This window comes from Vibrio sp. 10N.222.55.B11 (assembly GCF_041473705.1).
Taxonomy (GTDB): domain Bacteria; phylum Pseudomonadota; class Gammaproteobacteria; order Enterobacterales; family Vibrionaceae; genus Vibrio; species Vibrio crassostreae_C.
In genome coordinates this window covers 189,328-212,212 of the sequence record NZ_JBFRST010000028.1, presented here as the reverse complement: position 1 = coordinate 212,212, position 22,885 = coordinate 189,328, and the positions used below count along the sequence as shown (strand labels likewise).

Here is a 22,885-nt window from a genome sequence, read left to right as displayed (position 1 = left end):
TAAGTCCAGAGCTTTTTTAACATGTGTTGTACAAAAATAGGGATGCAAATGGAAATTACAGTTAAGAAAATCTCGAAAAGGTCTCTTTTCAAAATGCTCTTTATCGGATTTAGTCTGAGCTTCTTTGTTTTCTTCTTGATATGTGGTGTCGCATCCATATTTGGTGCGGAAACGGTAAAGTGGGAACAAACACCAGTAACGGGGCTGTCTGGTCTGCTACTAGCTTTGGCAATGTGGCCGATGTTTAGTTTGTTTCTAACGCTGTTTATGTGGTGTTTTGCAGCGTTCGGTTTGTGGATTTTCTCATTAGTTAAACCACTGAAGCTGATCTTTAAAGAGACTACTATCTCCAACTAACCACAGTTAATAAACGGTTTAGAGTGGTTCGCAAGGTGTGGTACAAATCGTGATTTATTCACAATGTACAAATTAACTAAAGCAGCAAGCTGCCTCAAAGTATTGGCTGGAAGTTATCTGCTCTTATCTCCGCTCTCGTTTTATCTTTTATGTGAATCATTCAATTGTTACCCTCGCATCCGTATGAATGATTAGGTTAACCGTTATGAAATTAAGACTACTGAGTTTAGCGTTTGCGCTCGTCCTAAGTGGTTGCTCTTTACTTGTGACTGAGAGCTACTTTGGTGAAAGTTGGACCGGGCATCATATAGATAAACTTGTAGAGCAGTGGGGAGAACCCTACCAAATTAAGTCTAAAGATGATGGTGTGATTGAGGCGGAATATAGGATTTTCAATGACAGTTGCACGTATACCTTTATCACGGATGAGCAAGGTGTAATTGAATTCTATAGGTATCAAAGTGCGTTTTTAGGAGCATGTAAGCCAATAGGGTAAACACCTACCAAACGACTATGGCGCCAATATCAACTTGGCGCTAGCTATCTTGTTTATACCATCACTTCTTAGCTTAAAACCTACCTCTGTATAAGCCTCTCACTGCCACAAAGCCAGCAGAAACACTAATAACCCAATCCCAAGCGTGACCTTTAGAAGTAAGCCAAGAGGGGCTCCACCTTTTGGCGCTTTATTGCAACATCCCATCATCGTTTCCTCATTCATCGTTAGATTCATTTCACCTTAAACCTTTACCTTACGGTTATTGATCACAGATAACTAAGATGGAAACTTACCAGCTTTCTAAATCAACCATCTGGAATACTCATTAAAAATAACTAAGTTGGAAACTTCAGCGATTCATTGCTCATGAAGGGTGCAAGTTTGGTTAACTAAGTTGGAAACTTGTTCTTCGTACAACTTTTTTAGAGTAATTGCTCAGTTCGTAAAACCCGAACCGTACTTTGCGAACCGCACTTTACGAACTAAGTTATATGAATGTTATTTAGTACCGATGACGTTATTGTAATGGCTACATTGGGAATATAGAACTTAATCATTTCAATACGTTAACAGTTAGTGCATTCTTGAAGTTAAGTCATGGCTTTCATATTGATTTAGACATATTCTATTGGTTTGTTATTAATGACTTATGCATATCCAATGGAACTCATCGAATTAGATTTAGATAAACCAGAGTATGATGAACAATTCTCAGCTCAAGAGTTGTGGCAACAGCAGTCGGCTATACAGCTTTTAAAACACTTAGAGCATTTTGGACTAGAGGCTAGAAACTATGTGTGCACCTCTAATTCTCAAGGGGCTGGTCAGAACTTACACAATGCAATTCTTATAAGTGGTGGGCGTGGGACGGGAAAATCAGTTTTTCTTAAGAGCGCTCAAGCATTGTGGGTAGACCACAAGCGCTCAGACAATAATCTGCCTTCGCTGTATTTTGCTCCCATTATTGATCCCACCTTACTTCAAGATCACGATAGCTTTACGAATGTGCTTGTTGCTCATATTTACAATCAAGTAATGAATGTAATTAACTCTGGAACGTCCAAGTTGTCTGCTCGAGAGCTAGAGAATGCTAAAGATTCTTTTTTCCAAGCTCTAAGAAGTTTGTCAGAAGCTGTGCAGTACGCGGGAGAGCATAGTGAACACGTTGGATTGGATAAGATTATCCAATACAGCTCAGGGATTAAGATTGATTGTCTTTTCCATGAGTATATTAGAGTGTCTAAGTTAATTTTTGGATGTGACGCCATTGTAATTTCAATAGATGATGTTGATATGGCTCTTGAAAATGCATACGACGTTTTAGAAGAAATTCGTAGGCGTTTATCGTGCCCTGATATTATCCCACTAGTTAGTGGAGAGCTTGAACTTTATCATCATTTAGTAAAACTTGAGTTAACAAAAAGCCTTGATCACCCAAGTTATAATGAAGTTTCTAACGGGTATGGGGCGAAGAAAAGTAACGAGCTTGCGGATGCTTATCTCGCTAAAGTCTTACCAAATCATTATCGAATTGCACTTAAACCTATTGCTGCTCTGCTTCCTCTCTTGACCATTAAAGATTCTAAGCTTAACGCTACAGATACATGGATTTCATACAGGGAATATCAACAAAGTTTTAAAGAGTTTTTCTTCGGCTCTGTAAATGGTCAAGAGAGAAGCGCTGAATATCCAAGCCCTCAGTCTGCTCGTGAGGTTGGACAATTAGTAAGACTTCTAGCTCCATCATCCTTAAAGGATGATAAGAGGATGGAAGAAAACTGGGAATCGTTACGTGTTTGGTCAGAAAGTCAGCAGCATGGTTCTAGCTATGCATTAGCCCGAAGTGCATTGCAGAGCATGAGCACTCAAGTTCCTTTAAAACTGAGTGAATTACTTATCTTTAATATCAGAGATCAAGCATCAGAACGACTTCCTTGGGCGAGTCATAAGTTCTGTGAAGAACAGGTCAAGTTTGCTCAAGCTTTCGATAAGTCAAAAGGCATAGGGAATAATGTGAGCCTCTTAGAAAACTTGTCCGATGCGCGAGTTATACGCAGTATGCCACCATTAGAAATGTTTACTGATTACATGTCTATTACGAGAGGAAATACTGCTCATGAGAAAAATCGCTACACACTAGGGCTTTATACTCACTCGGCATACTATGCAACACAAGGTAGTCAGCAACGAAAAGTTTACTTTAGTAAGGCGTTTGAGTTATTGACTACTTCGATCCTTATGTCTTTCTATGGAGAACTTTGTCCTGAACAATGTGAGCAAAAGCTTAAAGAGGTTATGGATTCCACTCCTTTTTATTCTATTCATGCTCTTAACCCGACTAAGTATGTTGATGAAGATCCAGTTTCATCACCAAGCATAGATACTGAAGAGGATGCAGATACGGGGAACTATGATGAGTTCATTGGTAAAGTAATGGATTGGAGCAACAGTAATCGAGAGCTGATTAAATCTTTCGTTGGCGATGAAACAAGACTTTTGGCTCTCTTAGTTGCTGTTTTTAACAAAGTGTTTTCTCAACTAAACCTGCTTCGTGAACGTTATCACAAAGGTAATAATGCTGATGACACTTTGATAGATGCGATTTTGCGCTTCAAGTATATCTTGGTAAATGCTTTCGGATTCCTTTTGAGTAATAGAAACGTTGTTCCCGCAAACTTGGCACTTGATTCAACCCACAGCATGTTACGTGATCTTTCGGAGTTTTCAATTCAATCAAAAACATATCAGAAGAACGTTGGATGGATTAATGAGTTCCTAGTTGAGGGCTCTGGGCATGAACTTGATCACGAAGCTAAAGCTGCCCAATTTATAAATGCAGTTTCTCTTCACCCTGTTTTCATTGCGCTAGGTGACGGCGTTGACATTAACAAATGTGTTGATTTGGTCTCCGCGCCAATAACTAATCAGAATGGAGTATCACGGAATTCTTCTGATGGCGTAGCTATGAACAAACCAAAGTCTAAAACTGCTACTACTGCGAAACAGGGAATTGATACCTTAAAAGAATGGTTTGGTAACGGTAAGCGTTTAAATTCAGCTAAGAAATTAGAGTCTGCTATTAAAAGTGGAGAGCTAAGCGATATTGAGATAGAAGGTATGACTAAAGCGGTACTAGATGAGCTTGGTGAAAACCCCGAGGAATCGAAATACCATAAATCCCACTGGGATGTTTATCAGGTGTTACTGGCTAGGAAGAACAAATAATGCATAGCTTACCATTGCATTGGCTAGTACCAACTGTACTTTTAGGGTCTGATCGGTTACTGAACCAATTAGTAGAATCTCCGCTTCACTCAGTGGCTAAAGAGAAGCAACAGAAACACTTATATAGGATGGCCTTAAGAGACTATCAGGCGTATATGCCAGGTAGGCTTCGGCAGGAAGATATAGATCTTGCATTAGCACAGTGGGTAGACATTAAAAAGCCACTGGACTTAGTTTCTGTGATAACCAAGCTTCGTGACGGTTTTGTTAGTTGGCGAGGTGATAGATTTGAAGTTAAAAATGAGAAACTTGAACTATGGTTAGCACTGCTTGCTCAGATTGACCCTGCATGGATTATAGGCTGTGGATATGCTGAGCTTATAGACAATAAAACAATATCTATAGAACAAGTAGTCAAACTAACATTACAGCAATGCCCTAATGCATTACCCAAAAGGTTTGATGGCGAGCCTGTCGCAGATAACCATGTTCACTTGGGAGGTCATGGACATTATAGCCTTTCCATGGCCGCATTTGCGCTACATCTAGATAAGCGACCTAGCTCCGATAAGAGTCGTTGGCCATTTAGACAAGAGCACAGTTTGTTCAATAGCGAATCTATAGATGTTACTTGTTTACCAGTATTACTACATCGTTTGTTTGGCTTAATTATTTCAAACTCAGAAAGGAAAGTATGGGATAAGAAGTCTTCATCGTATGATTGGAAGTCATTGAATACATACAGAATCAGTAGGCATGCTTCTGAGTTTACAGGTTTACATCCCAAAGACGATATATCAGCATTAATGAATGCTGCTGCTAACCTAGATCATCATGCGAGTTGGATATTAATAACAACGGCTATCTCTTTACTTTTACGTCGTGTTCGAAACCCACACTCAAAAAAGTGTTTAACAGCGTTTATCGTGACGTCATCAATACTACGCAATTATATGGTGGTCTCTGGTGTTGGACTTGGAGATTTCGTTCGTTACTTCAATTTTAACTACAGAAAACCTGTATCTAGCATAAATTATCGTGAACAATCTCAACTGTATGATCTAGAAGAGTATACTTTTCGTGAGTTTAGAATAAGTGATTCGGATTACAGGGCGTTTCATAAACTCGCACAGTCATATTTAGAGAATGGCAAAGATAAGCAGGTTCACTTTGTCTACCATTTTACTAGAGGGTTTAGTAAGCAAGAGCAAAATCGCAGATATGCTATCGCGAGGAAACAAAGCAAGGAAACTGTTAGAACGATACAATCTTTTTCTAGTTCGTTAACCTTTGGCGCTTTTCCTATTCTGAAACGAGATACCCTAGAGTATGGACAAGTCGACCTAAGAGCAATGTTGAGGGGATTCGACGTGGCGGGGAACGAAAACGAACTCCCTATAGAAGTCTTTGCGCCAGCACTTAGGGTGCTTAGAAACGCCAAACACAAATTCAGGTTTCCCTCAGAAGTTCGTTTAAGGCAACCTTTTATCACGCTTCACGCTGGAGAAGATTTTAGTCATATTCTTAGTGGTCTTCGAGCCGTTGATGAAGCTGTGCGCTTTTGTGAATACCAGCCAGGCGATCGTATTGGGCATGGTTTAGCATTAGGGGTGGACGTTCATAACTGGATCTCTAGGCAGCAACATATTTATTTACCTCTACAGGAGCACTTGGATAATTTGGTTTGGTGCTACCATATAGGACTTGAACTGGTTGCTAAAAACCCACAGTTTCAGCCTGCGCTCTTAATTATTTCGGAAAAAATTCGTCATTTCTGTGTCGAGCTTCATAACCAAGAGTTTTCGCCTAGATTACTCTATCAAGCGTGGCAGATGAGAAGAAATTGTCCAATTACAGTCGAACAAAATGCAGAGTGCTTGGATGATGAATATCTTTTGTGGGTTCCAGATGCCAAGTTAATACAACTGTCCAAGAAAGCTAATCCTCAAAGTCAGTCAAAGTCTGCTTATGCACTATGGCAAGACTACTTGAGCCGTCGACGTCATGACTTTGACCATGACCAAATAGTATCGATTAGTTATGAGAAAGATATTTCAATAAATCGATTGCACTATGATAAGAGGGAGCTTGTTGACTCATTATCTAATGCGGAACTTGACTTAATTCAGGGTATTCAAGATTTCATGTTAGAGAAGGTTAGTCAGTCACAATGGATACTTGAAGCATGTCCTACATCGAATATTTATATTGGCAGACTAAACAATTACCATGAACACCCGATTTTTAGATGGACGCCACCTAACAGAGAGAATCTCAATCCTGGTGGTAGTTCGAATAAATTCGGTATCAGGACGGGGGCTGTTCGCGTCTGTATCAATACGGATGATGCTGGTTTGATGCCTACAACACTAGACAACGAGCATCGGGTAATTAAGCAGTGTGCTATGACTTATGAATCTGTTAGTGAATCCGACGCACATCAATGGATAGAGACTATCCGTCGAACTGGTGTTGAAGTTTTCCGCTCAAACCATCTCAACTGGTCAAATACAGTTGAGAATTATGTATAGAGAAGAAGCCTAATGGGCTTCTTCTTTTATACAAGTAAATTATTTGCTTATGACAACCCTTAGCTTAATACCACTGATTTCGTCAATATAAGCTTCAGTAGCTCCTAAAACAGATAGAATGTCGTTAGAGATTTGAGCCTTGGATACTGCTGGTTGAACGATAGCTACTCCAACTTTGAATGAGGCATATCTAGCAACTTTTGACAGATGGATTAGCTGTTCTAGCGTTCCTTTGTCAATACGTGATGCCTTCTCTTGACTTAATCTAACTCGCTCTCTATCGATTAATCTGTTGATCAGAGCTTCTTTGTTAGCAAACCATTTAATACTTTTCACAGCTTGCCCTGCCACTTGATAGATATCGTCTACTCGTGCTCCAGGCTTCGCTACGCCTTTCTTTTTAGAACAATATTTACAGTGATATAAATCTATAATTAGCTCGGAATCATCGTTATTTTTGATGGCTACAATATCAGCGATCTCTCCGCTACCATCGTCATCGAACACTAGATCGTAGTTATCTTTGATTTGTTGGATAGTATGGTACTGAATTGAGTGTGGGTGCCTTAGGTGTGTTTGGGATTCCACCGAAATATCAACGCCATCCCACAACCAGCCCTCAATATTGTTCAAGGAGTATAAGTATGCATACTCTTCATACGAATAGTATCTATACCCGCCATCGATGATTGAGGTATCCTCTAAGAAGAAGGCAGGGGGATTTTCATCAAAGAAATCAGTCACTAGATGCTCTTCACTCCCTATGATTATGTATAGAGGTGTATCGGAGCTGTAAGTTACTTCACCCTTGGCTGTAATGATTGCTGAAACGCTAAATGATCCAAGAGGAGTCGAGATGTCAAAGTACCTGACGTTATCTTTATCATTGGTCTTATCTGATAAAGTTAACTCGCAGTTGAATAATGTCTCCTCCCACTTACCATCGCTTAGATATACTTTTCGGTCATTCTTGCGCAATAGCTCAACTGGCCATTCGACATTGAGTAACCTAAGATCTGGATATTCGGTTAACTCTTCACTTTGCATAGCAGTTTTCAATACTTGGTTAGTATCGATAGACTCATCTAAGATTTTTTTGCCAACGTTTTTGCACCAGTCGATCCATTGCTCCAGAGAATCGCTGTCCATCGACCAGACTTTACCCTTGTAGGAACATCCGACACTAACAAGTTGACCGTCTTCGTACCCTTTGCCAAAAATATTGGATTTGATAGAACGTTTAGCTTCAATGTCTGGAATCTGATCATTGATTTCAGTTCCCGTATGCATGGAGTAACGCAGACCTTTCTTGTTCTTGTTTAGACCAACATTTTGGAGCTTCAACCTCTTGAGCCCAGAAAGTGCACGAAATACCCGCTCTCCGTTTACTTGAGGAGCTCCATCCGCGATTAATTTTGCCAAACGTTTTACAAGACCATCCTTTGCAGATGAGTGGATAAAGAGCAACTTGTTTCGTTTATCTAAATAGGCGATATATAGATCCCATGATTCGTCAAATAGCTCTTTAGAACTTGACCACCCAACTGGAGCATATGATTTGACCGAAAAGACAAGGGTATCTTGCTCATCATTTAGAACGGAGTCATGAATCTGAAAATGCTTGTTACCAAACTTATAGAAGTTTTCAGGTTTCCAAGTAGCAGCTCTTAAGTTAAATACGGTGGTACTTATACTTGGTGTTAACCCCAAATCCAGCAATTTACTTGGTTCTGAAAAGCCAGCTTTGAAATCTTGATACTTTAGTTCTGACGTTACCTTCTCACTGCTGATGTTACTGATGATACAATTCCAGTCGGAGTCTTCATTGTACAGTTCTTCAAGGCAATCGTTCAGTTTAGGGTTTGCTATGTTAGCAACAAATTTTGCATCCCCGACTCCTTGCGTTGTTCTTGTAAAGCGTCCAGTAAACTGGAGCATTACATTGATACTCTTGTGTGGGTCATGAATCGCTGAAATTTTTAATTGAGGTAAATCGAATCCTTCTCCGAGCATATTGACACATACGATTATTCGATGTTTTCCCGCCTTGATAGCTTTAAGAACTTCGTCTTTGCGTTTTGCTTTACTTGTAATCAGTATAGGATTGAGCTCGGTCTCATTTTTATAGTATTCAAATACTTGTGTTGCTCTTTTGATGTTGTTTGCTCTAGCCATCACTATGTGGTTAAGACCGTTCTTCAAGTCGGCCTTCAGTAATTCAATGGCTTTCTGAGCAATCACTTTATCTGCTTTCTCTTCTACAAACTCTTTCACTGGATGAAACTCTATTGGCTTAAAGTAACCATCGAGTTGAGCTTTGCTAAGTGAGTAGTTAAAAATAATCTTTCCGTCTACTCTAGAGCAGTCCGTTCGAAAAGGAGTTGCGGTGAATTGAAATATTGGTTTATCGGCAAACTGCGCTTTTATTCGCGCCCAAGTTGTCGCTGTTACATGGTGTGCTTCGTCCACAATTAGATGAGAACATGCCTTTGTTAAGGTCTCTAAGGCGTCCTTATGGAACTTTGATAATGCTGCGGCGGTTGCAATGATTACGTTTGAGTTTAATAGTTGATTGATTTCGTTGATATCTTGAATGCCGTTTTTTATAGTCGCAACGATAGGGTTCTCGAAGCTATCATTAAGCATCCCTAGTTGTCTTAAGAGCCCAAGTTCTAAAAACTTTTTCTTGGTTTGTTCGCGCAAGGCGTCAGAAGGCACAATAACTAGTGTTTTGCGAAATCTACCCGCAACAACGATGGATAAAATAGTTTCGGTTTTCCCTGTACCTGTTGGCATAACTATAGTTGCAGCACTACTAGCTTCGGATTTTTCGTAACCAAGTGCAGCATAGATTCCGCCAATTTGGGGAGGGCGCAAACCTGGGATTTCTAGAGCTGAGTTTTCTTCTTGAAAGATAAAATTATTTTCACACCATGAAGTATGGATTTCTTCAGGTGAAAGTTTTCTATCTGCCAAGGCTAACCAAGACAGTTGGCTTTTTCCGATTAAGCTCTCTTTTAAGATTCCCATTTTCAATTCCTTAAAACAAATACACAGATGCAACATGGCTATTTGTAACAAGATGCATATTGGTGCCTGTTGCTAATGTAGTCAATTGAAAATGCTTAGATCTGATTAAGAGTACCCCTCATATTTTAGATACTTAAATGAGACTTGCCGTTCATCTGGCTTCAACCAGTCCTCAATAAACACCTCAAACAACGGGTCATCAATTAAGTCAAAGGGTTTGGCGGTTACGCATTTATGGCTTCGCGCTTCTGCTGAGACCAATCTCTCGTAGCCCTCTAAGTCGCCGTTATCTAGGTACTTCGAAACTAATGCTGGTGGAGCAACTGCTCGCTCCACCAATACCGATTTCTCGGAGACCATCCAAATTAGAATATCAGTGTCGTCTCGGCCTTCTCGCATGAGACTAAGATTGTTTCTGAGGTTATCTATAAGGTTAAAATTCTCATCGAACTGAAAGGACGGGTAGTACCTCCAGCCGTTCACATTGATACAAAGAGCGTTGTGCTGCTCTTCGGGTAATTCCTTTTGAGAAATTAGTTCTAGGTCGTTGAGAAGCGAGACAATAGCTTTTAATCGCTTAGTTGCGAGCTTATTCATAAGCTCTCCTCACAGCGATCATTACGTTGATCATCATACGGTTCATTTTCGTCGTTTGAGTCTTGGTCATCTTCCAATTTGTTACATTCAGCGATAACTTCTCGGTGGCGTCTTCGCTTCTCTTTATTCGCTTCCGTCTGGGAGTAAATACGACCGACTTCCATTAAAAATCCCCACATTTCAACAAGTGTGAACTCTTTAGTCTCCAAGATGACGTTATTTACAGTGAGCATGTATTCACAGTAAATACTAAACAACTTCCCGTCGTCATTTTTTCGGAGTAGTGCTTCAGGGCTAGCTGTGACAAAGCTCTGATCTTGCTCGAATTGATCTACAAATTTTAGGTCATACTTAAACCTATTCTTAATGTAATCTCTGTTGGCAGGGCCCACTTTGTAATCCCGAACTTTATAAGTTCTATCTGTAAAGAACCACTTAACTGCGTTTTCTTGTTTGATGATCTTAATCAGGCCAAGACGTGGTGCTAGGTACGGATGAATGTCTCCATTTTCATCAAACTGCTCTCTCGGATAGAGCCTTGTATTATTAAGAGTCACAAACATCGCGATGTCACGTAAGTGAGGTTTAACTTCGTGTGCCTCGAAAATTTGTTTGAATGTACCGAGAAATTTCATAGTAATTGTTCCTAATCTTTGGATTTTGTGACGATTTTTTCCGCTTGCCTAATCGAAAGGGGTAGGCGTTTTCTGTTTTTGATTAACGAGTGTTGTGAGCTCACTTGTCTTTCGACGTGTGACACCGAATTAGCCTTCTTTACGTGTTGCTTAATTTGTTTAGCCAGCTTTTTATCTTCCTGATTCCAATCAATAGATTGATGGAACTTAGCAGGCTCTCGCTTTGGTAAGTGCTGGTTCAGCCAATCTTTGTCATATCGAAATAGCCACATGTAGCAAATGCTCGAACCTTTAATCTCTGTTCGAGTTAATGTTGGGTTTTGGGAAATGATTGACTTAAGGCTTTGGCGATATTGATTTCGTTTTTGGCAGAACCAGAGTCGTTTTCTCCATGTGGATAATCCTGACATTGCATTTATTTGCTGTTCTACAGTACCAACGCTAACACCGCATAATTTGGCGATATCTCGTCTATGGATCCCGCGAAAAGCGAGTCTCAATATTTGGTCGACTAGTGCATCGTTGAGTTTTTTAAATCGATGCTTGATTGTGACCCCATTGCGTTGCGCCATGGCTGCCAGAAAGCCAACCGAACATCCTGTCGCCTTGGCGACAGAACGAAGTGAATTTCCTGAGGTCAACTGGGATAGATAGACACGAGGTTTATGAGATTCCCGACTACAATAATTTGAGGCCCGATCAGTTTTTCGAAGATAACACTTGGCGTTCTTCGCAAAGAAAGCACCAACCAATGCATGCTGTATGTAATGGTTGTAGTGGTCGTTTAGGAGAAGGCACCTTAAGAAATTGAACTGATATAGTTTCGAAGGCAGTAGCTTTGCACCAGTAAATAGAGGAGCCCAAAAGTCTTGTAGACGATTGACTGCTTCTGATTGCCTGATCTGTCCTTTCGGAGTTAACAAATGGGTCTTACTCATCCAAGATGAGTGAGAGGGTGTAGCAATATGCTCGGATGGATGTTCGCATTCATAGCGATGCCAACTACCGATGAATTGCGATAACCTCAATGCTCGTTCTAAACAAAGATCAGAACCATGGAAACATCTATCGTAAGGTGTTGGTGGTAGTTCGATGCGTTTGTTAAGGCCATCGGCATCTGTCGGTGTATATTGCAGCCAACAAGCATGCTTTGGACAAACGAACATACCGCAATACTGATGTACGGTACGCCAAATACCATGCCCCCATTTCAATGTGTCGTCCTCAAGGCATTGCGGACAGAACTTTAGTGCGCTGCTAAACCGTAACCGAGAAGAAGTAGTACGTGATAAGACCGCGATGTGACTGCCATCATTGCTCAACATGTGCCATCTAAGTGTTGCTTTGCTTTTGTTATCTTGAAGGCAAGCGCAGACAACAGGGAAACAAGTACCGTTAAACAACAACCTTTCCGCGTTTATTGAGGTCTGTTTGGCAACTTGTTCAAGCATGCAAGGAAGCTGGGGGTTAATGCGAACATCTGTGCGCCCTAGGAGATCTCGGTTTTTTTCGCGTAGCGAGCGTTTTGGTGAGGCTGCGTGGTGTCGCGCAACAAGGCTATAAAAGGCTTCACCAGCTATTTCGTGCAGGTACATAGGTCTATAACTGTCCTGTAGCAACCAGCATGAGAATGTAGATCAGTGGTGGACTAAATCTGTTTGTTGAAGTCGATAAAAATAGGCGTGTTGTCCTCATAGTAGGAGAAATTATGTGATCATTTACTTTCCTCGTGTTCGAGAAGTACTGCTCAAGAGCACCTTTCCCTAGAGTCATGAAAATCTCTTTGTACCAATCACTACAAGCTTTCTTAAAAGCCAACGTTTCAGTTTGCTCAAGCGAAAACCCCATGTGTGCCAACGTATTTTGTTGCACAGATTCAAGGCGTAGGGTGAGCGTTTGATCGTTTAACGCCAACATAAGCTGTTCGACTTTCAGCATTGCTTCATCATAATACGCTCCCTGACTTGTCATGCTGGAACCGCAGCTCGGACAGATTAATGTTGGGGTTTGCATTCGACTAAGATTCTTTACAGTGTAACTGCATGAAGAACAGCTATTAATGAGCCTCGTTCCGTGTTTGTAGCAGTGAAAAACACCCTGTAGTTGGTGCTGTTGGTGAAAATATGAAATACCAACAGTATCTAAATCTTCAGCAACACAGTCTTTGCAGTAACGCCACAAACGATTATGTACCGTTTGGGATTGTGTAAAGTCGATGTGATATGGCTTTCCTTCCAGAAACAATGGTAGTTCGCGTTTCTCTCGCTCGTTGAGGAAAGAGTCGATGACGTTACCGTGCATATGCATTTGCCAAATCGAACGATTGTCATCATTAAGAATATTCATCAGTATGGCGTCTAGGTCAGACATGACTGTAACTGGCGACGCACTGAAATTTGCCAGCCCTACACGTTTTGCTGAAGTAGCAAAAGTGCCAAAAGGGGACATAGTATGAACTCGGCTAAGGAAGCTTCTTAGGTGTTCGTTCGGTAGTAGGTACAAGATGTTATTCATACTTTCTAGCCCGCGCTAGTAAGGCTTCAGGAGTTAAGCTCTCAAGCATTTCTTGGTCTTTCTCAGTTAGGTTTAGGGCAGAACGAGAGCTTCTAGGGGATTGCTTACAGACTTGGTTGCCGTCAATATTTGAGCCACTTTCTGAAAACAAATCCTGTTGAACCGAGTGCAATTGAGATAAAGGATTGCAATCCTCATATTTATAAAATTGACCACGCTTTAGTGCCGTTAATGCGCCTGAGACCAAGAGAAATTGCTCTTTGAATACATGGTCTAGAGCAGCCATGCTTAGGTCTTGATTGTTTGGTGTTAGATAAGTCAGATAAGACAATGTGGCCTTTATTAGGCTGCTCGCGATAGCAGGGATCCCTGCTGATAAGTAGTGAACATGGCGCGTTAGAGTATCAACGTCAGTCGTCTGATTCTTAAGTAATTGTGTCGGGCACATTTGCTTAATGAAGCGTTTCCAAAACGAACTTTCAACATCACATTGCTCTAAGATTAGCGACCCTGTCTTTCCAATTCGCCTAGCGGCAGTCATCTCTTTAGAAAACAGATTGAGTGTTGATAGTGTCCCGACGAGTAATAGAGGTACACCCACCTTGTTAAACAACTCTTCCACGAACTTTAGTGTGGCGTTCTCGTTGTTGCCGACTTTCTCGTACTGTCGAGTTTCAGATAGGTTCTGAGCTTCATCTAAAACAATAATCCCAACACCATGGATGAGTAGCGCCTTACGAACCGCAATCATTAGCGCCGTAACTGAGCTTTTCTGATGTGACTCGTAATAATTTTCACCAGTTACCGAATCGATGGACTCAAGAATCCTCCAGAGTAGTGCACGCTGTCCGCGAGCCGTTGGGATATCGATCTTAAGCCAGACAATTTGTTCGTAGATGAACCTTTGTCCTTGGTACTCTTGATGTGAAATGACTTGAGGAATGGCAGACAAGATGCTTTCAACCATCGCTGACTTGCCGCGACCTGATAGGCCCGCTACCAAAAAACTCTGCTGATTTGCTGTTTGCTTTAGAGTGCGCTCTTGCCCTTCAGGTATTTCAATAGAGTCGGCAAATTGCAATTGTTTAATATCGCCATACACCAAAGGATTGCGATAGATATAGCCTCGCTCAATCATGCGAAATACGGTGTCATAAAGGCGTGGGGCTTCATCCTGAACAACATAGCACTCAGATAGGTTATCAATGAATGTTCTGGTGTAGTAACCATGATGCTCAGTAGGGAGCGAACTGACATCAATCAACATGTCAGGAGATAGTGTTGTTGCCTGGATAAATTGTTTAGGTAGCAATGGCATTCCAAGCGCTTCAATCAGAGGATTTTTTGCCATCTGAGAGTTAGGGTGAGGTATATAATTAGCTATCATCTTGTTCATCATCAAAGTCAAAAAAATCAGGTGTTTCCAAGTGTTGGGTATTCTTTTTAGCAGTGAAGCTAGCGTTATCTTCGGAACTTAACGTTGCTGCTATTTGTTCAGATTGTTTGCTGCGTTCAATAGAAGAGACGATACTCTTTCGTTCTTTGATACCTGTCTGGATAGACTTTGCTGACGAGATTTTTAAGTATCGAGCGTCAGCTTTTGCTTGTTTATCGATTTCATCCAGTTTGTTTAAGAACTCAATTTTGTTAGCGAATGAATGTTCTTCATGAAGGCTTTGTTTTTGTTTGGTTAATTCGATTTCATGAAGGGTCGATTGCCAAATTTGATTACGATACGCTTCAGAGCGGTCAGTGAGTTCTAAAGTAATTAGTTCGTTAGATTCAGGGTCTTTACACCAAATAAAGTTCGTTGAATTTTGGTCGTATCGAACCTCCACTGTGTATCGGCCAAAATTACGAGCTTTGTCTAACCACTGTTTATGAATGATTTTGTTAGCGCAGTAATACAGCCCCTTAAAGTAAACGCCCTCCATTCTCACAGTCGCCTTGTCAGCAGGTAGCAATGCAAAACGAAGTCGCTCTTCGGGTATCTGACCTGGCGGTATCATCATTTCTTCTAGCCCGTAGAGATATAAGTCTCTAGGAGAGAAACCAACATCATCACGAGACATCTCGAAGTTATGGTTGTTCTTTCTAAGGCGGTTGTTATTGGTATAAATGATTGTCCTTATGAGCTTTTCCATGAATGCTTCGAAGGACATCGACGCTTTTCTAGAAGCGTGTTGCTCTTCCTTGCTGGGCACTTTCATGACTTGACCAGGCACAAATCGAACAGCATTTTGATGAAAGATATCAAACGCTTTCTCGACAGTTCCTTTACAATCCCCGCGATGATACGGAGCGAAACTGGCGATTGATAAGCCAATTTCCCCCTTAAGCATGCTTTCAATGTTACGGTCTGTATACTCGGAACCTCGATCCATGACTAACTGTGAGCAGACATGGTGGCACGGCCATTCGTTTTCAGTAATTTCAACGCCATAGCGTTTAGCAAACTGGACTTTGTTGGTAAAAGCATTGAAAAGGGCTTGTGATGCTCCAGTCCAATCTGGGCCGTGAAAACAAGCATGGGTGCCAACAAACATGCCAGACCACGTATCGACAACTAGATAAATCACAGGGCGTCCCGTGGCTAACTGATTGGTTTTGTCGTAGGGGTAGCGTATGTATTGATCAACGACTGTTGCATCTATTTCATAGCGGCTTGTGGGGCCACGAACACCCTGTCGAGCAAGGCCTGCACGGCCTCGGTGGTCTTTTTGAAAATTGATCGTGCCGACAGCCTTCCTTATCAATTCAAGTTGATCTACGTTTTGCTTAAAATGATATTTAAATGCATTTCGTGAAATGAGTTTGGCCCTTGGAACAGGTAAAGCTATCTCATGTGCTTCTTCAATCATTGGTTTAACACGTGCATACATGAACTTGCGTGTAAACTGATCGTAAAGGTCACTCAGCCTAGCTTTGCCACCGTTTGGAATGGTTTTAGCAAATCGTTGAATATGTTTAATGTCTTGTTGAGTGACTCCGCGATAAGGACTTCCATATCTGGTTTTCGGGCCGCTTTTGCCTAACTCAGGGTTTTGATCAAATGACGGTGCTTCAGGTAAAGACTGATTCGTTCCGCAATTTCTCCATAAAGGGAGTAGAGCATTGACGTGAGAACCGTAATACCAGTAACGATTTAAAATTTTTGCTACATAACTGCGGCTGCGACCTGATGTTTCTATCAATCGATGTAGGATTGAACTGCTATCGATAAAAAGATAGTTGTAACGTAGTTCGTCGTTATCGATTAACGGGGCAATAATGTTGAAGCTGTTATCTCTGCGTTGTAACCACTTTCTGCGCTTTTTATCCTTCAGTAACTCTTCGTCCGACATGTATAGGTAAGGGCTAAAGGAATGCTCTAGCACTTTCCATTTGCCCAGCTCTACTTGGCTCAACGTATCACTCAGCATAATCGTATGAGGCCTTTTAGGTCGTTCAACATTGAGCTGAGTGACAGCAATCAGGTCGAGGTCTTGGCAAATATCTACGATAAGATATTCAAGCCCTTTTTTGCCATCGACCAATTTTTGATTAATTCTCATCGTGTTGCGAAATCATCATTACAGGGCGAAAAACTTCGATGCGCTCATTCAGGTCAACGTCTAGTTGACCTGAATACACAAGATGTTGAAATATCTCCAACGCAGCAAGTTCGGTTACATCATGTACTAATGATGCGTGATTCAAATGCTGCTTTAGAGTTTTCTCTGGGGCGTTTATAAGGCTCTTGGTTAGAGTGTTTAACATCCCTTCGCACAGTGGGCCTTCGATTTGACTCTCGCGTACATGATGGTAAGTCTCTCTAAGCCATTGAAGGTTGTATGTTTTGTTGGGATTTAAGTCTTCATCTGTTATTTGCGTTAGATAATGGTTGTAATGCCCCCAGTACATCTCTTCAATTTTGAACTTTTGTTGGGTTCGTGTGACTTTTTGGGGAGACTCAAATTCAGTACTTAGCGCTGAGCTCGGTTTATAGTTATACGGCTGAATGCCAAGCTGGTCTCTCGTCGCATCATACAAAGTGACAACGAAATCCGTGGTCATGGTTGCAGCAGGAATATCTTTACCATCCCTTTCTTTGTATTTAGCAGGGTGTCGATAATTCAGATGTTTAGCCCACTCGAGAGTTTCATTTATCGGTAAGGGGTATTGTTCTTGTATATCCAAGACTTCAGGATCGTGCTCAAGATGAAAGAATAGAGCAAGCTCACCTAGGCTGAATAAGTGATGGCAGCGTTTCGTCTTGTGACTGAAAACAATATGAGATAGACCGACACTATTTGAACGGCGAACTGTAATATATGGCTCGTACTCACCATTCTTAATCTTCTTTAAGTGTTTTTCTAATTTTCTGAGCTCATAGTTTGTTATGTATGGTTGCTTAACTATTTTCATATGCCTAATCCTCACTTACTAATATATTGTTAGCAGCCTTTCTAGGGTTTGTCTAACTGGTATTGCAACTAAGTCATTGTAAGTAAAGGATTTATTATAACTTAAATAATTGATTTAGAGCTTAGGGAGTTGAATTAGAAAAGCTTGTAATTCAATGTGATATTTGAAGGGATACATGGAATTTGCAGTTTTTCATTAGGCTCATTTATTATTCCTTATATAAATCGATATAGAATCTAATGTCTTTATATTTCATTGCTTTAAGAAAGGATTGTTCACGGATCGTACACTTGGAACCCTGACTCTAAAAAAACTGATAAAACATGCAAATTTATTGGTCTGGTTGCTTATTTTCGACAGAGTTAGATATCTTTTTTAAAGAGTCTAGTATTACAAACATGTGATGATTAGTTAGGCTTGGTTATGGTTAGCGCAGAAAGATTTATCAGTATGGCATGGGAACTGGAGCTCACCATCTGCTCATTGATAACTGAGCATACACCAGAGGGCTACTTGGATGTGTGTAGAGACCAAGCTAAGAGTAGAGGCATAGATGTCTTTAATCTGAACTTTAATGATTATGAATCCCCCCTAGCTGCTTTCGCAGCAGAAGAGAATCGAGAACTGGTTGCTACTTTGGAACATTGTAGACGCAAAACACTTGTCATCTTTGAAGGGGCTGATGCGCTGGCACCTTTGGAGTGTAATGAGACGTTTTGGCTGAGGGCATGTTTAACTGTTGGTCAGGATAGTCAGTTAGTGACGATTTTGTCATCAGATCTTTCCAGCACGTTAGCTTTGTATAAAAACTACTTAGCGCCATTTTATGAATCTGCTTTGTTATTAAATTGACATCACTTTCAGTGTTCTTTATCAAAATAATCGCATATGTGAATATGAAAATCATACAGTATAGGTAAACTGTGTATTGTAATACGAACAAGGACTTGCAGGTTACGACTGTGCGTTTGTTGTTTAACTATAGAATTTTGCGTACCTGCCAGACTTAGTCAGGAAAGAGTATGCTCAGATAAATGTTGTTGGCTGGAAAACTGATGGTTAAGTCCGTAACTTATGAAGAAGATTTCTTGGTTAGAGAAATTGGCTCCATTGCGACTAAAGCAGATGTCGCAATTACTGAATTGATAGCGAATGCTCATGACGCTGGTGCTACGAGGGTTAAGATAATAATTCCAACTGAGATTAATCAAAATTTAGTGGTGGAAGACAATGGGGTTGGGATGACTAACGAACAGTTTGAAGCCCGCTGGATGAGGTTAAGATACGATCGTCATCGTCACCAAGGGCGGTTTGTAGATGTACCAAGTGGAGCAAAGTTATCGAAGCGACGCCATGCGTTTGGTAGAAATGGAGTCGGTCGTCATGCTGGGCTTTGTTTCAATGATGGTTACGAAGTCGAAACCTGGAGAGACGGTACATCTAATATCTATGAGTTAAGAATAGCTTCTGGTTCCCAACCAATACAAGTTGTTAACGAGTCATATTCAGACAAAGAAGGGCATGGCACAAAGATCAAGGTGCTAGTAGAAAAGAATTTGCCTGATGTAGAAGACATTAGAAATATCATATCGGCTCGATTTTTGTTTAATCCTGAATTTGTAGTAGAAATAAATGGTAAACAAGTACAGTTAGCTGAACACCCAGGCTATGTTAAAGAGACAACAATAACGCCAATGCCGAACATCAGTATTAAGCTGACATTAGTTGATTCATCTGCTACTTCTCGCACTGCTGGTCAACACGGTGTTTCATTTTGGCTTGGAGGCAGGTTATTGGGAGACCCTTCATGGTCAATAAGCGGACACCAAGTAATGGATGGGAGAAAATCTTTTGCTAAAAGGTATACATTAATTGCTGAATCAGAAGACCTGTTTGATTATGTTCATCCTGACTGGTCAGGTTTCAAATCAGACTTTTCTACTGTCGAGCTTATAGCAGATCAGATTTCTAACTTCGTAAAGGCAACATATCTTGAAGTTTCTCGTCAACAAATTGAAAGCAGAAAAAGAGAAGTAATAAATCACCATAAGCGAGAAATAAAGGATTTACCCACGTTAGCGCGACAAGAGTTATATGCATTCATCGATCAAATATTGGAAGAAAGTCCTGACATCAAGATTGAGTTACTAGAGTTAGCCTTCAGAGCTGCTTTAAACCTTGAAAAGTCTCGCTCAGGAGTATCGTTGCTCTACAAGCTAACCCATATTTCAATGACTGATACTGTCGCGCTTAATCAGTTTTTGGAAGAGTGGAGTGTGAGCGACGCAATGGAAATTCTTTCTGAGATAGATTCAAGACTAAAAGTTATTGAAGCAATAAGTCGATTATCCAGCGATAAGACTGTAGATGAGCTTCATACACTCCATCCGTTGATCGAAAAGGCTAGATGGGTTTTTGGCCCAGAGTTTGATACTCCCGAATATGCAAGCAACAAAGGGTTAGTAAAAACGATGCAAACGGTTTTTAAAAGAGATTTCGAAGCAAAGCAGTTTGAGAATCCCCGAAAGAGACCAGATATCGTAGTCGGAGAACGCTCGACAATTAGCGCATTAGGTCTAGAGGGCTTTGAAGGGGAAATTAAGAAAACCCAAAAAGTGCTTATTATCGAATTGAAGAAAGGTGGATTTGAAATAGGTCGAGATGAAATGCATCAGGCTAAGTGCTATGTAGAAGATATTCTACATGCGGGAGTAGGATCAAATAAACCATTCATAAAAGCCTATGTTGTTGGCGATACGATTAATTCACGAACGAGTAGCTATCAAAGTGTTGGTGACAATCCAGAATCTTTAGATGGTGAAATACGTGCAATGACTTACGGTGAATTGATTAGAACCGCAGAGGCAAGGTTGTTTGCTCTAAGAGAAACAGTTGAAAACCGCTATGAAGGATTGGAAAAAGATGATTTGTTGTGTGAATTGCTAAATTTACCAGATCAACAAAGCACTTTTAATTTTGATCAAGAGAAAGAAACTGCTTAGCAGAGTCAAGAAAGTTTTGCTCCGCAAGTCGTGGGCTGGTTTTTCTCTGCATTCCGCTGTGCGTAAGAGGCCATAGTTGAGTTATGGGTAAACTTATTAAGAGACCCGTTAGTAACATTAAGCGAAGACGGGATGTAAAAAGAAAACGTACACGTAAACTTGAAGCTATGAATAGAAAGCAAAGGTGTGAGAACACCCGTCATATTCGTCGCGAAAGACCTAACGAATCGATGGGAAGTCACGTAGTGAACAACTCAAGTCAACCATATAGTTGCAATGCATTTATTGACTGTGCATGGACTTACGAACTAACCATTGATGAGCACTACGGGTACTCATCTATAATGCAAAGCTTAACAGCACTAGAGAGAGAAAAAGCTAAGCTAGGTTATTCAGACCAAGCCCGAGTACTTAACTTGTTAAGTCGCTCTGCATCTATGATGCTAGTTCCACATAGTGTAAATGAGCCTTTTAAACCATATTTTCAAGACTTTGAAAGAGGCAGGCGTTCAGCTATGCCAGAAGACTTTACTGAGGAAGAATTAACTTTTCTTGAAGAAATTTTGAGTGACGTTGCGGAACCGTGGTTAAAGTCTAGGTTATTAGATCTTCTATGGCTTTGTAAAAAACCAAGGAATCCAGAACATGCAAGACTTGCAGTTGATGTATATATCTCTCATGGAATTGACGCAGAAAGCTGGAATCGAGGGGTAAAGGAATGTTGGGAACGTGCTGCTAGATTATGTATGCAGATCAGAGATTTTGACCGTTTAGATGGAATTAAAAATCAACTCATAAATGCGTTTCACCTAGAACATCCAGCGAACAAATTCATGACGTTATGGCTTTCAAAGTTGATGGATTGCTTGAAAATTGATTCTGAATTTTTGGATGACATTGCTACTAAGCTATTTGACTGCGGTAAAACTTTATCTGGATCTTCCGATTTTCCTGCTGCTAGATCGTACTTCGAACTGGCATCTCAAAAATACAAGCAATCTGGTGATGAAAGAGCTTGGCTGGACTCTTTGGTTGCTTTAGCTGCGAGTTATGAGAATGAAGCCGATATGCGCTTGGAAGAAAGTAGTATGGTTGCGAATTCGTTATTTGAAAATGCCGTTCAAGCCTATAGGCTTGTTCCTACTAAGTTTCGTGACGAATATGACGTTAGTAATACAATAAAACGAATTAGAACGAAAATATCTGAATCTGGGAGAGCATCATTAGATGAAATGGGTGTGATTCGCTCCCCTGCTGTAGATATTTCGGATGACGTAGTTGCATCTAAAGCTCATGTTTCAGGGAAACAGACTTTAGAGAGAGCACTGTTGTATTTTGTTGGACTATACTCTGGCCCCAATAAACGTATCTTGGAATCAAATGCCCAAGAGGCGATGCGAACGAGCGTTATTGGTAGCCTTTTTGGTTCGACACACATGAGCACTGATGGGAGAGTTGTCGGAATAACGCCTCCTCTAAATCTACATTCAGGTGAGGATGACCCTGCAAACCAAGCAGTTGTGAATCGACAAGTTCAACAACACTTTGATATAGAGATGCAATTTGTTGTCGAAGGTAAAATTATCCCTGCTTTGCAACAGATACTTATGGAATATAGAGTTACGAAAGAACTAATGGTCAGTCTCTGTTATCAATCACCAATTGTTCCTGAGGGACGAGAACAGCTTCTTGGTAACGCACTATGGTTTGGCTTTGAGTATGATTTTGGAGTAGCTATCCATTTACTTTGTCCGCAAGTTGAGCACATCGTACGTACTAAGCTTAAAGAAGTTGGTGCTCATACTAGTAATATTGATCGTAATGGCATAGAAAATGAAAATGGCCTGAGCACATTGATGGAGTTACCAGAAGCGGTTGAAGTTTTTGGAGAGGATTTATGCTTTGAGATAGGTAGCATTTTTACGGACTCTCTAGGGGCGAATTTAAGAAATGAGGTCGCGCACGGTTTATTAAGTGACGATTCAGCTTCATCAATTTCATCTATTTATGCATGGTGGTTGGTACTAAGATTAGTCTTGCATTCATTTTATCAACTAAGTAGTGCAGGAGAGTCCTCATGAGTATTGG

General features: G+C 40.7%; 15 protein-coding genes. 7 read left to right on the top strand and 8 right to left on the bottom strand.

Features of this window, described 5'->3' with window-relative positions:
- The first annotated feature begins 42 nt into the window (after positions 1 to 42).
- From AB4503_RS11450 to rdrB, 4 genes are all read left to right on the top strand, one after another.
- Complete coding sequence (locus AB4503_RS11450; RefSeq protein ID WP_372114689.1) at positions 43 to 357, top strand: hypothetical protein; 315 nt, start codon at positions 43 to 45, stop codon at positions 355 to 357.
- Between the two features lie 205 nt (positions 358 to 562).
- Positions 563 to 853 (top strand): hypothetical protein, encoded by a 291-nt coding sequence (locus AB4503_RS11445; RefSeq protein WP_372114687.1) that lies wholly within the window; start codon positions 563 to 565, stop codon positions 851 to 853.
- Positions 854 to 1,516: 663 nt separating this feature from the next.
- Positions 1,517 to 4,081, top strand: a complete 2,565-nt coding sequence (locus tag AB4503_RS11440; protein WP_372114686.1) for a hypothetical protein — start codon at positions 1,517 to 1,519, stop codon at positions 4,079 to 4,081.
- On the top strand, positions 4,081 to 6,612 hold the full coding sequence (rdrB, locus tag AB4503_RS11435; RefSeq protein WP_372114684.1) for an antiviral RADAR system adenosine deaminase RdrB: 2,532 nt from the start codon (positions 4,081 to 4,083) through the stop codon (positions 6,610 to 6,612). The genes AB4503_RS11440 and rdrB overlap by 1 nt, the downstream gene beginning before the upstream one ends.
- A gap of 39 nt (positions 6,613 to 6,651) precedes the next feature.
- Here the strand turns inward: rdrB and AB4503_RS11430 are convergent, their stop codons facing one another.
- The 8 genes from AB4503_RS11430 to AB4503_RS11395 form a co-directional block, all read right to left on the bottom strand.
- Positions 6,652 to 9,642, bottom strand: coding sequence for a DEAD/DEAH box helicase (locus tag AB4503_RS11430; RefSeq protein WP_372114682.1), 2,991 nt, complete (start codon positions 9,640 to 9,642; stop codon positions 6,652 to 6,654).
- A gap of 105 nt (positions 9,643 to 9,747) precedes the next feature.
- On the bottom strand, positions 9,748 to 10,239 hold the full coding sequence (locus AB4503_RS11425; protein ID WP_372114680.1) for a hypothetical protein: 492 nt from the start codon (positions 10,237 to 10,239) through the stop codon (positions 9,748 to 9,750).
- A complete protein-coding gene (locus tag AB4503_RS11420) occupies positions 10,236 to 10,874 on the bottom strand; it encodes a hypothetical protein (RefSeq protein WP_372114679.1) in 639 nt (212 codons plus the stop codon). Before AB4503_RS11420 ends, AB4503_RS11425 begins: the two co-directional genes overlap by 4 nt.
- An 11-nt stretch (positions 10,875 to 10,885) precedes the next feature.
- The gene (locus AB4503_RS11415) at positions 10,886 to 12,469 is read right to left on the bottom strand and encodes a TnsD family Tn7-like transposition protein (RefSeq protein WP_372114677.1); all 1,584 of its coding nucleotides are present in this window, start codon (positions 12,467 to 12,469) and stop codon (positions 10,886 to 10,888) included.
- A 4-nt stretch (positions 12,470 to 12,473) separates the two neighbouring features.
- Positions 12,474 to 13,388 (bottom strand): TniQ family protein, encoded by a 915-nt coding sequence (locus AB4503_RS11410; protein WP_372114675.1) that lies wholly within the window; start codon positions 13,386 to 13,388, stop codon positions 12,474 to 12,476.
- Positions 13,381 to 14,775 carry an ATP-binding protein gene (locus tag AB4503_RS11405; RefSeq protein ID WP_372114674.1) on the bottom strand — a complete coding sequence of 465 codons (1,395 nt, stop codon included), beginning with the start codon at positions 14,773 to 14,775 and terminating at the stop codon, positions 13,381 to 13,383. The genes AB4503_RS11410 and AB4503_RS11405 overlap by 8 nt, the downstream gene beginning before the upstream one ends.
- Positions 14,765 to 16,942, bottom strand: coding sequence for a Mu transposase C-terminal domain-containing protein (locus AB4503_RS11400; RefSeq protein WP_372114672.1), 2,178 nt, complete (start codon positions 16,940 to 16,942; stop codon positions 14,765 to 14,767). Before AB4503_RS11400 ends, AB4503_RS11405 begins: the two co-directional genes overlap by 11 nt.
- Positions 16,932 to 17,795: a TnsA endonuclease N-terminal domain-containing protein gene (locus AB4503_RS11395; RefSeq protein ID WP_199449471.1), complete on the bottom strand. Its 864-nt coding sequence runs from the start codon at positions 17,793 to 17,795 to the stop codon at positions 16,932 to 16,934. The genes AB4503_RS11400 and AB4503_RS11395 overlap by 11 nt, the downstream gene beginning before the upstream one ends.
- 423 nt (positions 17,796 to 18,218) lie before the next feature.
- Between AB4503_RS11395 and AB4503_RS11390 the strand changes: the two genes are divergently transcribed.
- The 3 genes from AB4503_RS11390 to AB4503_RS11380 all read left to right on the top strand — a co-directional run bounded on the left by AB4503_RS11390 (position 18,219) and on the right by AB4503_RS11380 (position 22,878).
- Positions 18,219 to 18,647: a hypothetical protein gene (locus AB4503_RS11390; RefSeq protein WP_372114669.1), complete on the top strand. Its 429-nt coding sequence runs from the start codon at positions 18,219 to 18,221 to the stop codon at positions 18,645 to 18,647.
- Between the two features lie 203 nt (positions 18,648 to 18,850).
- Positions 18,851 to 20,797: an ATP-binding protein gene (locus tag AB4503_RS11385; RefSeq protein ID WP_372114668.1), complete on the top strand. Its 1,947-nt coding sequence runs from the start codon at positions 18,851 to 18,853 to the stop codon at positions 20,795 to 20,797.
- A gap of 344 nt (positions 20,798 to 21,141) precedes the next feature.
- Positions 21,142 to 22,878 carry a DUF4209 domain-containing protein gene (locus AB4503_RS11380; RefSeq protein WP_372114666.1) on the top strand — a complete coding sequence of 579 codons (1,737 nt, stop codon included), beginning with the start codon at positions 21,142 to 21,144 and terminating at the stop codon, positions 22,876 to 22,878.
- Positions 22,879 to 22,885 lie beyond the last annotated feature (7 nt).